The sequence below is a fragment of the Mucilaginibacter ginkgonis genome (assembly GCF_009754905.2).
Taxonomy (GTDB): domain Bacteria; phylum Bacteroidota; class Bacteroidia; order Sphingobacteriales; family Sphingobacteriaceae; genus Mucilaginibacter; species Mucilaginibacter ginkgonis.
Genome location: NZ_CP066775.1, coordinates 519,985 through 534,102, shown reverse-complemented (window position 1 = coordinate 534,102; position 14,118 = coordinate 519,985). Strand labels below are relative to the sequence as shown.

Genomic DNA, 14,118 nt, shown 5'->3' with positions numbered 1-14,118 from the left:
TCCACATGAAAAAAATCATCGTAGCAGTATTAGCCCTTATAGTATCGGCTGCTGCATTCTGCAAATCGAAAACATTACAAAGAGATTCATCAACAAATGCTTTGGTGTTTAAGCCAGACACGATTTTGCATTTAGCGCCTAAAAAGGCAGGGCAATTATTCGCAGTTTTAAATTTAAGTGCAGAAGCCATTGCCCATACAACATCCAAAAATATTAATGTTGAGCAAGCTAATCAAGCTTTGCAATTGATAGCGGATATTCAAAAGTATATTAAAGAGTGGGCCGATAAAATCAACACTCAACGTAGCAGCTTACCAACAACACAGTGATGGAAAAAAAATATTCTTTGTGGCAACGCTTTATGAGCGACACCCCATCATTTTTTAAATACGCTCAAGCCTTTGGCTTGAGCGTAGCTGCACTAGGGGCAACGTTGTCTCAAATTAGTGGCATACCCGAAAAATTGACTACTATACTTATAAGTGTGGGTTCCACGGTCGCAGCAGTCGCGCAATTTGCTGTTAAACAATCTATATCAACAAACATAGATCATGAGATTAAGTGATATTGGCGTGCAATTGATTAAATCTTTTGAAGGTCTCAGACTTAATGCTTATAAAGATAGCGCAGGCGTGTGGACGATTGGTTACGGATCTACAAAATACGAAAATGGAAAGGCTGTTAAACCCGGCGACCTCTTATCAAGCTCGATACAAGCAGACAAGCTTTTTGAACATACGTTGACACGATATGAGGATGCAGTTAACGAGGGCGTAAAGATAATCCTTACACAAAACCAATTCGATGCGCTAGTGTCGCTAACTTACAATGTTGGACCCGGCGTAATGTCTAACTCTACATTGTTAAAAAAATTAAATGCAGGCGATGTGACAGGTGCAGCGGATCAATTTCTTGTGTGGAATAAAATTACAGACCCGGTTTCGCATGAAAAGATCTCCATCAATGCACTTAGCAAACGCCGTTTCCTTGAACGTAAATTATTTTTGACTTAAGATGACTATTAAAAAAGAGCCTGATGATAACATTGAAAATCGCAATGTAAAGGTTAAAATATCTACCGCGGTACTTATAATCATGAGTACCATATCTATCATAATTTCTATAATGACTACATATTATAGCCTACGAAGTGACATAAAAGATGTATCGGTAAAAGCAGACCTTCAAAAGCAGCTTAATGATCTACGTTTTCAAAATGACGAAACTAAGATTAATGAGAACCATGAATGGCTGCGCACCCTTTCGCATCGCATAAATTTAATAGAGCAGCAAAAGGGAATTAAACCGACAGAATAGCTATCAAATATGAGTTTAACATCTTTTATAAAAACGCTGCTTAAACATATAAGCCAGATATTTAACCAATTACCGGGGGAATTAAAAGAAGCAGCAAAAACTGCAGTAACTGTCACTCAAGCAATTAAGTGCTTTGATGACAAAAACCCCGAAGTAGCAGACATTATCACAACGATTATTCCCGGTAATGCAGATGATGAGATAGTAAAATGGTTGCGTTTACAACTTCCTGTTATCCTTTCATCTCTTAGACTGGTAAGTACCCAGAAAGCGACAGCCGATACGCAATCTGTAGTTTATTCAGCCATTAGTACGGTCAATCAACTCCAAGGCGACATAAAAAGTTCCTTCTTGCATAATTTAGCAGTTTTGCTGGCACAAGAAGCGGCTACCCTTAGAAATAAAGAATTTAAGTGGGCTGACGCTGTCTATATAGTCGAATGGTATTACGGTCAGAAATTTAAGAAATGATTATCTAAAGTGCCCGGAACGAGATTCGAACTCGTACAACCTTACGGATGCCACCCCCTCAAGATGGTGCGTCTACCAATTTCGCCACCCGGGCGTCGTATTCAACTTAATGTGCCCAGGGAGAGACTCGAACTCTCAAGAGACAATTCTCAACGGCTTCTGAGACCGCAACGTTTACCAATTTCGCCACCTGGGCTTAAGCATACATTAAGAGCAGCAAATATACAAGTTTGCAATTATAGTTGAAATTGATAGTGGACATTATTAGATGGCCGACATATTTGAACAGGCAAGTGTTTTAATCTTTACAAGGTATACGGCACTTATTAATTCCAAGTACCGTAGTGATAATTTATCCATTTAAATTAAATTGTTTACTAAACTGCTAAAGTTGCGAATGATAATATTTAAGGTGCAAACTTTATAAAACATAGAATTTCTAGCCAGAGTTAAAATTTCTATTAACGAAATAAAATTTACCGTATAATTAAAAATTGAATTTTCTCTTACATAATAAGGGAATACGTCAATTTATTTCGTTTTATAATTTATATTTTTGCGAGGTTAAATAAGTTACGTAAAGTGTTATCAGAAAGAAAATTAAGATAATGCCGCAAGTTCACATACGGCAAATGTTTTAAAATGTTTCATTTAAATATTTCTGATATGCCGTTATCGAATGTTATGCTCAATTTTTTGAGATCTAAAGTATATATATGGTAAAAAGATACTTACTTAGAATTGTTTTAGTATGTTCAATTACAACCTTATTTTTCAATAAGGTTTCCGCACAATATGCAAGATCCGGCCAGGCCGACCCAAGGCTGCTTAAATCAATTTACTGGTTAACCTTCGGTGATGTAAACGCTTCTTACACGGGTGATGGAAATACGGGAACTACCGGTTCTACGCTTGTATCAGCTCCAAACAGCTATCTGGGTGCAAGTACTCCTACCCAAACAGGTAATGATAACGTTGGCCCGTCAATTGTAGCAGGGCACTATGTCTGGAAATTTTCGCCAACGGTTACAATTTCGGCAGACATAAGTAACATATCCTTTACTGATCCGACACATACTCGTATCCGGCCCCATACGCCAGGAGTTGGCGAAGGCTCAGGATCCGATCGCTTAAATTATCTTTTCAATCCTAACACACCATTTGTAACAGGCAGCGGTGGTATTCCAAATGTTGGTATTGGAGGACCGTACGGAGCTTCTGCAACACTTAACATTAAACTATATGTTAGTTTAAAAGTCGGCCCGGCAGCAGCAGACACGGTATCCTTGCCTTATCCTGGGATGGTAATCGCTGATGCGGAATCGATGTCTTCTCCTGCATCAGGTGAGTATTTTAGCGCTACAACTCCAAATTCGCTCAAGTTTCAACTACTATCAAAGTTGTTTGCACCTTCAGGTAACTACAATAATAGTAATCAACCCTACACTGATGCTGATGCAAACAATTACAAGCTGATTTTGGAAAATTCTGGTCAAAAGTTTACCATTAAAAATACCACGCCAACAGACGGTTCATCTGCAAACGGCAATTATGGCATAACGGCTGTCATGTACGTTGATGGCGCTAAGGAGATAGATAACATTACTTTAAAAGGTGAAGGTTCAACCGCTGTTGCCGTTGGTTTCATATTGCCTTTTGACTTGGGTGACGCACCATCCAGCTATGGCTTCACGGGTAATTACATTGACAACTTTGCGCCACAGACTCAATTTCCTACCGACGGCACTTATTCGATAAATACAACTACTCCTCAAGCAGTGCTATCTCCGCTAGCGAATGTTTACATAGGGACAGTTTCTAGTGACCCAACAAACACGCCAACGGTAGACCCGGATGGTCAGCAAATTGGCAACGTGTACGCTAGTGTGGATGATTCGTCTTTTGTTAATGATGAAAGCACTTTTACCGGAGCAAACAAACCAACAATGAAGGTAAACCAAGATGGCGACCTTACACTAAACGTACCCTCCGTCACGAATGGTAAGAACGTAGCCGCAAAATTATACTGTTGGGTTGACCTAAATAGTGATGGCAAATTTACGCAAAACGAAGAGAAGGAACTTGTTGTCCCAAGTAACACCAGTGCGCAATCCTACTCTTTCACATATGCCAATGCTCTTTTTAAAAACTTTATTAAAGCAGGCCCAAATTATATACGCTTACGAGTCACGACAACTACAATACCAAATAACTTAAGTAACTCTGACAATACAACGGTGGATCCTAGAAGCCAAAGTTATGTTGCGGATGGGGAAACCGAAGATTACAGATTTGATGTTACCGGTATTACAGTTAGCGGTTCTGTCTTTCTTGATGGTAATGGCAATAGCGATAATGTGGTTAATGGTACGGCTATTGGTAATGTCGCCAGCGGCAACACCACTCAACAACTTTATGCATATTTAGCTAACGGTACTGCGAGTAACTCTGTGCTTTTGCAGAAGGTTGCAGTAGGTGTTACGGCTCCTAATGTAGGTGCATTCAGTTTTACTGGTGTTAATACCGGCACTTTTACAGTAGCTATTTCTACGGTTAATGCAACCATTGATGGCACTACTACATTGGCAGCAGTTCCGGCAACTTTACCAACTCCGTATGTTCCCATCAATGCATCTTATGGGACCAACAACGTAGGCCAGACTACAGATGCACTTCAAACCGGCACGCCAAACTTACAGATTACAGTTACAACCCCTGTAACGTCCTTAGATGTCAGCGGTATAAAATTAGGTATGGACCGTCCTCCTGTAGCAAATGATGATGGAGGTGGTATCCAAACATCCGGCACATTACCAATAACTGTTCTAACTAATGATACAGACCCTGAGGGTAATACCACGATTGATAAAACTAAGGTTCAACTAGTTGATCCAACTAACGCCGCCGCGCGCGGTACCTCTTATACTGTAGGTACCAAAGGAACCTTTACGGTTAACCCGACAACCGGGGTTATAACCTTCGTAGCCGCAGCAACATTTAATTCCGGTAATAGTCCGGCCTCGATCGCATATACCGTAAAAGATCTTGCGGGCGCAGAAAGCAATGCTGCAACGATCACGATTACTTATGCTGCTGGTCCTGCTGCAGCACCGGATTCGCTAAAAACAACAATTGGTGTAGCTAAAAATCAGGACTTAAGGGTGAATGACGGCGATCCTACAGGTACAGTAGATGTTACTACTACTCCATCTCATGGCACTGCTATAAAACAAAACGATAACTCTGTAACATACACGCCTACAAGCGGGTATACAGGTAAAGATTCATTCTTATATACAGTTACTAATGGTACCGGCTCATCGGCACCAACGCGTGTTGACGTAATCGTTAAACCAGTAGGCGTTGCTGATGTTGACTCCGTAGCTGCGGGTGCGACAACTCCTAGAGCAATTAATGTTACCGGCAACGACGGTGCTAGTGGCAGCAATACAGGTACTACGGTTACCGGTCTCCCGGCAACGTCTACCAAAGGAGGAACCATTGCTTTAGCAAATGATGGAAAAACAGTTAATTACACTCCAGCGGCAGGCTACGCAGGTTTAGATACATTTACTTATACGTTGACCACAGCCGATGGTGTTGTTTCCGATCCGATTACAGTTACTGTTAGAGTAAAACCTGTTGGAAGTACCGATGCTTTGAATACAACTATTAATGCGTCAGCTGTCGTTCAAGATGTTAAAAGTAATGATGCCAGTCGTACAGTAAGTGGTATAACAGTTAAACCTGTTGCTACTGCGACAACTAAAGGTGGTACGGTAGCAGCAGATACAAACGGCGCTAATATTTTATATACCACGCCAAACAACTACGTAGGTGTTGACGCTTACACTTATACATTGGTAACAACAGACAATGTTGTTTCTGCACCTATAACAGTTGGTGTTAGAATAAAGCCGGTTGGAAAGCCAGATTCAGTGCAAACCGCAATTGGCACACCTATAAATAATATACCTGTTTTAGCAAATGATGGTGTAAGCGGATCTGCAGCAGGGATAATATTAACCAAAACTACAGACCCAACTAAAGGTAGCGTTACTTTAAATCAAGATAATACATTTACATACACCCCGACTGCAAACGCGACGGGAACAGATAGTTTTACCTATACTTTAACCACTTCAGCGGCTACAGGAAGTGTTGCGTCTGACCCTGTGACTGTTTTTATAACCATCAACGCAAATGGGGTTCCCGATAGCTACAGCACGCCAATAAATACTACTGTAGCATCAACCAATGTAAAGGGGAATGACGGAAATGCTTACAGTGCCGCAACAGTTACTTTGACTAATGCGTCGGGAACAACAACTGCCACAACCACAAAAGGTGGTACAATTAGTGTTAATCAGGATCAAACCGTAAGTTATAAACCAGCTCAAGACTTTGTTGGTAAAGACACCTATTATTATACATTAACTAACAATGGTGTTACAACACCGCCAATACTTGTAACCGTAAATGTTCAACCTACAGGTGTCAACGATACTTATGTTACCCGAACTAACACCCCGAAGACAAATACCGTTAAAGATAATGACGGGCCAAGCGGCACCACAACAGGTGTTGTGCTCGCATTAGGTACTACTGCCCCAACAAATGGAAACGTAGCTTTGAATCAAGCCGGGACGGCTTTTGTATATACACCAAATAATAATTTTGCAGGCACGGACACTTATACATACACACTTACAACTGCTGACGGCGTTTCATCCGCACAGATAACCGTAACAGAGAACATTATTTCAAAAGGCGCAGATGATACCGACGGCACGATAATTAATACCCCTGTTACAAAAGATGTAAAAGCCAATGATGGTAGCGACAATGCTAACGCAACTGTTAACCTGCCAACAGCTACAACAACTAAAGGCGGTACCGTGATTAATGACGGGACAAATAAGGTCAACTATACCCCGCCCACTAATTTTAGCGGTATCGATACTTATACTTATACCCTAACCACAAGTGGTTCCGTGTCAGCTCCTCTAACTGTTACAGTTAGGGTTAAGCCAATTGGTGTTAATGATGTATACTCTACAGCTGTGGGCATTCCTGTTGTTAACGATGTTAAAACAAATGACGGTGCGAGTGCAAACGGTACAACTTTGACTGTGGTAACGCAACCGGCACATGGCAGTGTTTCGGCGCCTAATACGGCAAATACCACGTTCACCTATACGCCTGCAGCTGGTTACGTTGGTACAGATACTTATACGTACACACTAACTACTGCAGATGGTGTTGTGTCTGACCCAATTACTGTAACTATAAATATTGTGGCACCGACCGCTAATGGGAGTAATGATGCAGATGTAACACGTATCAATACACCAAAGATTACTAATGTAAAGGCTAATGATGGTGCAACTTTTACTAATGCCACTGTAACGCCTATTGCAACTTCGGCTAAAGGCGGAACCATTGTAAATGATGGGAACGGTAACTTAATTTATACACCTCCTGCGAACTTCATCGGAGTTGACACATACACATATACACTTACAAACGCCGGCGGTACACCTGGTGCCCCCGTTACAGTTACTATGGCTGTTAAACCGGTCGGTGTACGTGATGTTTATAATACAGGTATCAATATCGCTATACCAAACAGTGTAAAAGATAACGATGGCCCGAGTGCTACAGGCACTACTGTTACTGCGGTTACGTTGCCGGCCAAAGGTACAGTGGTTGCGAACGGCACAGCTGCTGCATTTACCTACACACCAAATACAGGATACGTTGGAACTGACACTTATACCTACACCCTGACAACGGCTGACGGCGTAGTATCTGATCCGATCACCGTAGTGATTAATATAGCCAACTCTGGCGCTAATGGCACACTTACGGGTGGCGGTACTCCGGACGCTGATCTTACCTTAGTTGGGACAACCAAGACTACAAATGTTAAGGCTAATGACGGCACAAATTATACCAGCGCCACAGTCACCCCGACTGCTACTTCCGCCAAAGGTGGCAGCATAATTAACGATGGCAGTGGTAACCTTGCTTACACACCGGCCACGGGTTTTACGGGTATCGATACTTATACGTATACCTTAACAAATACAGGCGGAACACCTACCTCACCTATCACGGTAACAGTAACCGTGCGGCCTGTAGGTGTAAATGACACATATTCTACAAACACAGGCGTCGCTATCCCAAATACCGTTAAAGATAATGACGGTGCAAGCGCAACAGGGACAACGGTGAAAGTTGTAGATCCTCCAATCTATGGTACCGTTGCCGCGAATACCGGCACAAATCCAAACACCTCTTTCACTTACACTCCGCCCGCAGGATTCAATGGAACCGATACATATACATATGCATTAGTTACCAGCGATGGGGTTACTTCAGCTCCAATTACAGTAACCATAAAAGTTACACCTGTTGGGACTGCCGGCACAGATGACACCGAGACTACTACAATTAATACGCCGGTAACTACAAATGTAAAAGGTAACGACGGTCCATCATTCACCAATGCTGTGGTTACGCCTACTGCTACTACTACTAAAGGTGGTACAGCTGTTAATGATGGTGCAGATAAAGTAGTTTACACTCCTCCTGCAAACTTTAGCGGTAAGGATACTTACACATACACTTTAACTAATACAGGTGGCACACCTACAGCGCCCGTAACCGTAACTGTTTCTGTAAAACCTACCGGTATCAATGACACCTACTCTACCGCTGTCGGAGTAGCCGTTGTAAACGATGTAAAAGTAAATGATGGCGCAGGTGCTAACGGTACTACTCTAGCGGTTGTTACTCAGCCGACCCACGGTGCTATTTCTGCTCCTAATACAGCAAACACAACTTTCACATATACGCCTGCAGCTGGTTATACAGGCACTGATACTTACACTTATACCTTAACCACGGTTGACGGTGTGGTGTCTGACCCGATCACCGTAACTATAAACATTGTTACTCCTGGCACAAACGGCAGTAATGATGCTGATATCACGCCGATAAATACGGCAAAAGCAACTAACGTGAAAGCTAATGACGGTACAACATTCGCAAATGCGACCGTTACTCCTTCAACCACTTCAACCAAGGGCGGAACTACCGTTAATGATGGTAATGGTAATTTGTTATACACCCCTCCTACCAACTTCATTGGTAAGGATACTTATACATACACGTTAACTAATTCCGGCGGTACTGCTGGTGCGCCTGTTACGGTAACCATTTCTGTTAAACCGGTTGGCGTACGCGACGTTTACAATACGGGCATTAACATCGCAGTTGTTAATAACGTCAAAGACAATGACGGCCCAAGCGCGACCGGCACAACTGTGGCTGCGGTGACCCAGCCATTGCACGGGACTGTTGCTGCAAACGGCACCAACACGGGATTTACGTATACGCCGACAACCGGCTACGTAGGCACAGATACTTACACATACACACTAACTACTACAGACGGTGTAGTTTCTGACCCAATAACTGTGGTAGTAAATATTGCCAATTCTGGCACGAGTGGCACGCTTACGACGGGTGGTACCCCTGATGCTGATGTGACTTTTGTGGGAACAGCGAAAACCACAAATGTCAAAGCAAACGATGGCACCAATTACACCAATGCTACGGTAACGCCAACAGCAACTTCGACTAAAGCGGGAACTGTAACCAATGATGGTAACGGCAATCTTGTTTACACACCTGCTGCTGGTTTTATTGGTATAGATACGTACACCTATACTTTGACAAATACAGGTGGTACACCTACATCTCCAATTACCGTTACCATAAGGGTTAGACCGGTAGGGGTAAATGACAAGTACTCCACCAGCACTGGTGTTGCTATTCCAAACACCGTTAAAGATAATGACGGTGCAAGCGCAACAGGCACAACTGTAAAAGTTGTAGATCCGCCTATTTATGGTACAGTTGCTGCAAACACCGGCACTAACCCAAATACATCATTCACTTACACTCCGCCGGCAGGTTTCAACGGTACGGATACCTACACTTATTCACTAATTACAACGGACGGCGTGGTATCAGCACCAATAACAGTAACCATTACAGTGGCTCCGGCTGCCACCGTTGGCACAGATGATACCGAGGCGACCACGATTAATACGCCTGTAACTACGAATGTAAAAGGTAACGACGGCCCATCATTTACTAATGCTGTGGTTACGCCAACTGCTACCACGACAAAAGGCGGTACTGCAGTTAATGATGGTGCGGATAAAGTAGTTTACACACCGCCGGCTGATTACAGCGGAAAGGATACCTATACCTACACTTTAACAAACGCCGGTGGCACGCCAACTGCTCCTGTAACGGTGACTGTTTCTGTTAAGCCTACAGGTGTTCGCGACATTTACTCCACCGCAGTAGGTGTGCCAGTTGTTAATGATGTTAAAACTAATGATGGGGCCGGCGCAAATGGTACAACCCTGGCAGTTATTACTCAGCCGGCACATGGTTCTGTGTCTGCACCTAACACAGCTAATACAACGTTTACTTACACCCCTACTGCGGGTTACGTTGGAACTGACACCTATACTTATACTTTAACGACTGCTGACGGTGTGGTGTCTGATCCGATTACTGTAGCCATTACCATTGTAACGCCTGGAGCGAACGGAAGTAACGATGCTGATGTTACTCGCATTAATACACCAAAAGTCACTAACGTTAAAGCAAATGATGGTGCAACGTTTGCTAATGCAACTGTCACACCTTCTGCGACATCTGCGAAAGGCGGCACTATAACAAATGACGGTAACGGCAATTTGATTTATACCCCTGCTGTTAACTTTATTGGTCTTGACACTTACACTTACACCTTAACCAATGCAGGCGGTACGCCTGCTGCTCCTGTTACTGTAACAATGGCCGTTAAACCGGTGGGCGTACGCGACGTTTACAATACGGGCATCAACACGGCAGTTGTTAACAATGTTAAAGACAATGACGGACCTAGCGCAATAGGTACAACTGTAGCCGCCGTGACCCAGCCATTGCACGGTACTGTTGCGGCTAATGGTACCAACACAGGATTCACCTACACGCCTACAACCGGCTATGTAGGGACAGATACTTATACATACACTTTAACTACCACTGATGGTGTTGTCTCTGACCCGATAACTGTGGTAGTAAACATCGCCAATTCCGGTGCTAACGGTACGCTTACAGCTGGTGGTACTCCGGATGCTGATCAGACTTTGGTAGGCGTGGCAAGAACCACTAACGTTAAAGCAAACGATGGTACTAACTACACCAATGCTACCGTTACTCCTACCGCATCCTCGGCTAAAGCAGGAACTGTAACCAATGACGGAAGTGGTAATCTTATCTATACGCCGGCTGCCGGTTTCACAGGCATAGATACTTATACATATACTTTAACAAATGCGGGTAGTACACCTACATCTCCAATTACGGTTACCATAACAGTAAGGCCTGTAGGCGTAAATGATACATATTCTACCACGGTTAATACCGCTATTGCTAACACTGTGAAAGATAACGACGGTGCAAGTGCGACGGGCACAACTGTTAAGGTGGTTACACCGCCTACATATGGCACTGTTACTGCAAATACGGGTAACACCGCGTTTACTTACACTCCTGCCAATAATTATGTTGGTGCAGATACATACTCGTACTCTTTAACAACTGCAGACGGCGTCACTTCGGCACCTATAACAGTAACGGTTACTGTCAACGGCAAGCCTACCGGAGTTAACGACGCCTATACCACCGCGATCAACACCCCTATAGTGAATGATGTAAAAGCTAACGATGGCGCAGCGGCAAGTACAACTGTTGCCGTAGTTACACAACCCGCTCACGGTACGGTAGCTGCAAATGCCGGCAATACAGCGTTTACTTACACTCCGGCAACAGGCTATGTAGGTACTGATACATATACCTATACCTTAACTACAGCTGGTGGAGCGGTATCAGATCCGATTACAGTTACCATCACTATTATAAATAATGGTATACCAGACAACGCTATAACAACTGTAGGCACCCCTGTGACGACAGATGTTAAGGCGAACGACGGTCCTAACTTCACAAATGCTACAGTAACCCCTTCTCCAACAACAACAAAAGGCGGTACTGCTGTGAATGATGGAACAGGCAAGGTTACCTACACGCCGCCGGCAGGATTTACAGGCAAGGATACTTACACTTACACCTTAACAAATTCCGGTGGTACCCCTACATCGCCTGTAACTGTTAACGTATCGGTTAAACCGGTAGGCGTTAATGATACGTACTCAACAGCAGTAAATACACCACTTGTTAACGACGTAAAATCCAATGATGGCGCCAGCGCAACAGGCACAACCGTTGCAGTTGCTACAGCACCGTTGCACGGTACTGTAGTTGCAAATGGCGCGAGTACTAACTTTACTTATACGCCTGCGACAGGATATGTTGGTACAGATACTTACACATATACCTTAACAACGGCCGACGGCGTGATTTCTGATCCGATATCAGTTACAATAACAATTGTAACACCTGGCGCCAACGGTACTCCTGACTTTGATACCACGCCAATCAATACTGCTAAGACAACTAACGTTAAGGCGAACGACGGAACCAACTTCACAAATGCTACTGTAACTCCGTCGGCGACATCATCAAAGGGTGGCACTGTAATTAACGATGGTACAGGTAATCTTATCTACACCCCGCCAACCGGGTTTATAGGAAAAGACACCTACACTTATACGCTTACCAATGCGGGTAGCGCACCTACTTCTCCAATTGTGGTAACAATAAGTGTTAAACCTGTAGGCGTAACAGACAATTTTGCTACCTCACTAAATACGCCGGTGGCGAATGACGTAAAAGCAAATGATGGTGCAAGCGCTACAGGCACAACCATTGCCGTTGTAACCCAACCACTACACGGCACTGTTACTCCAAATAGCGCAAATACACAGTTTGCGTATGTGCCAACTGCAGGATATGTCGGAACAGACACTTACACTTATACACTTACAACAGCGGATGGCGTTGTATCCGATCCGATCACTGTTAATATTACTATAACTTCGGTATCGCTTACCTTTACAAAAGTTGCTACAAGCGGCGCCTCTGCAGTTGGCGATGTCATCACTTATAATCTGGTAGTAACTAACAATGGTGCCGCACCTATTACGAACATAAGGGTAACAGACGCAGGTGCCGATGCTGGTTCAATAAGCCCTGCAACTGTGGCGACTCTTGCGGCAGGTGCATCTACCACCGTTACGGCTAAACACACAGTAACAGCAGCTGATGTCGCGGCCGGAAGCTACAGCAACCAGGCAAGTGTTACAGCTACTGATATTAACGGCAACACGGTTAGCAAACCAAAATCTGATAACCCTGCAACGCCAGCGGTTGATGACCCAACTGTTGTTCCTATTTTGCCAAAAGGATCTATATCACTTGTTAAAACAGGTGTGTCTGACTACACTTCGGTTACTTATACATTTACAGTTACCAATACCGGGACTGTTACGTTGAATAATATCAGTTTAACCGATGCGCTGTTGAACATCACTAATAGCCCGATCACGGTACAAGGCGGGTTAGCAGCAGGTGCTAAAACTACGGTGACATTTAAATACACTTTGACTCAAGCCGATAGAGATGCAGCTAAGGTGACTAACGTTGCAAGTATCAGTGCCGTAGATGCCAACAACAACACAATTACTAATACTGCCACAGTTACAAACAGTGTTCCGCCTGCGCCAACCGCAATGCCGGATCCGGTGAGCACTCAGGTTGGTTCCTCGGTAACAATTACACCATCGAAAAACGACTCGCAATCGGGTGCTGCTTTCGTAGCGATAGAGATATTGCAGCAACCTAAGCACGGTACGTTGAAAGTAAATGCCGACTTGACTGTTACCTATACGCCGGACCCTGGTTACAATGGCCCTGATAGTTTCACTTACAGGCTACGTGATTTAAATGGCTTTTACACGAATGCTGCAGCCGTGGCAATCAGTGACGGTTTTGTAAACAATCTGACAATACCAAACACCTTCACCCCTAATGGCGATGGTATTAATGATACATTTGAGATCATCGGTATTGAAAATTATCCTAGCAATGAACTGATTATCGTTAACCGTTGGGGTAATGAGGTTTATCACAAAACCAACTACACTAAAGAGTGGACCGGCGAGGGATTGAATGAGGGAACTTATTATTTCTTACTGCACCTTAAAAATGCAGATGGCAGCGACCTGGAAGTAATAAAAGGCTACGTGAGCTTAATAAGAAATAAGGTTAATTAAGAAAAAGGAAATAGCTGATCAAATG

At 43.6% G+C, this 14,118-nt stretch carries 6 protein-coding genes and 2 tRNA genes; 6 read left to right on the top strand and 2 right to left on the bottom strand.

Annotation, left to right across the window (positions count from 1 at the left end):
• Positions 1 to 5 precede the first annotated feature (5 nt).
• From GO620_RS02410 to GO620_RS02390, 5 genes are read left to right on the top strand one after another with little or no spacing between them, the layout of a single operon-like run.
• Entirely contained in the window at positions 6 to 329 is a 324-nt protein-coding gene (locus tag GO620_RS02410) for a hypothetical protein (protein ID WP_157522429.1), read from the top strand.
• Positions 329 to 565, top strand: a complete 237-nt coding sequence (locus tag GO620_RS02405) for a hypothetical protein (protein ID WP_157522432.1) — start codon at positions 329 to 331, stop codon at positions 563 to 565. Before GO620_RS02410 ends, GO620_RS02405 begins: the two co-directional genes overlap by 1 nt.
• Positions 552 to 1,013, top strand: a complete 462-nt coding sequence (locus GO620_RS02400; RefSeq protein ID WP_157522435.1) for a lysozyme — start codon at positions 552 to 554, stop codon at positions 1,011 to 1,013. Before GO620_RS02405 ends, GO620_RS02400 begins: the two co-directional genes overlap by 14 nt.
• Position 1,014: 1 nt before the next feature.
• Positions 1,015 to 1,317: a hypothetical protein gene (locus tag GO620_RS02395; protein ID WP_157522438.1), complete on the top strand. Its 303-nt coding sequence runs from the start codon at positions 1,015 to 1,017 to the stop codon at positions 1,315 to 1,317.
• 9 nt (positions 1,318 to 1,326) lie between these two features.
• Entirely contained in the window at positions 1,327 to 1,788 is a 462-nt protein-coding gene (locus tag GO620_RS02390) for a hypothetical protein (RefSeq protein ID WP_157522441.1), read from the top strand.
• A gap of 10 nt (positions 1,789 to 1,798) precedes the next feature.
• Here the strand turns inward: GO620_RS02390 and GO620_RS02385 are convergent.
• Positions 1,799 to 1,882, bottom strand: a tRNA-Leu gene (locus GO620_RS02385).
• An 18-nt stretch (positions 1,883 to 1,900) separates the two neighbouring features.
• A tRNA-Leu gene (locus GO620_RS02380) sits at positions 1,901 to 1,984 on the bottom strand.
• Positions 1,985 to 2,504: 520 nt separating this feature from the next.
• On the opposite strand from GO620_RS02380, the gene GO620_RS02375 reads away from it, so the two are divergent.
• Positions 2,505 to 14,093, top strand: a complete 11,589-nt coding sequence (locus GO620_RS02375; RefSeq protein ID WP_157522444.1) for an Ig-like domain-containing protein — start codon at positions 2,505 to 2,507, stop codon at positions 14,091 to 14,093.
• Positions 14,094 to 14,118: the final 25 nt, after the last annotated feature.

What these genes read in the sequence shown, in the direction of transcription:
- GO620_RS02410 (WP_157522429.1), top strand. Translation starts at nt 6, where the DNA reads ATGAAAAAAATCATCGTAGCAGTATTAGCCCTTATAGTATCGGCTGCT.
- GO620_RS02405 (WP_157522432.1), top strand. Translation starts at nt 329, where the DNA reads ATGGAAAAAAAATATTCTTTGTGGCAACGCTTTATGAGCGACACCCCA.
- GO620_RS02400 (WP_157522435.1), top strand. Translation starts at nt 552, where the DNA reads ATGAGATTAAGTGATATTGGCGTGCAATTGATTAAATCTTTTGAAGGT.
- GO620_RS02395 (WP_157522438.1), top strand. Translation starts at nt 1,015, where the DNA reads ATGACTATTAAAAAAGAGCCTGATGATAACATTGAAAATCGCAATGTA.
- GO620_RS02390 (WP_157522441.1), top strand. Translation starts at nt 1,327, where the DNA reads ATGAGTTTAACATCTTTTATAAAAACGCTGCTTAAACATATAAGCCAG.
- GO620_RS02375 (WP_157522444.1), top strand. Translation starts at nt 2,505, where the DNA reads ATGGTAAAAAGATACTTACTTAGAATTGTTTTAGTATGTTCAATTACA.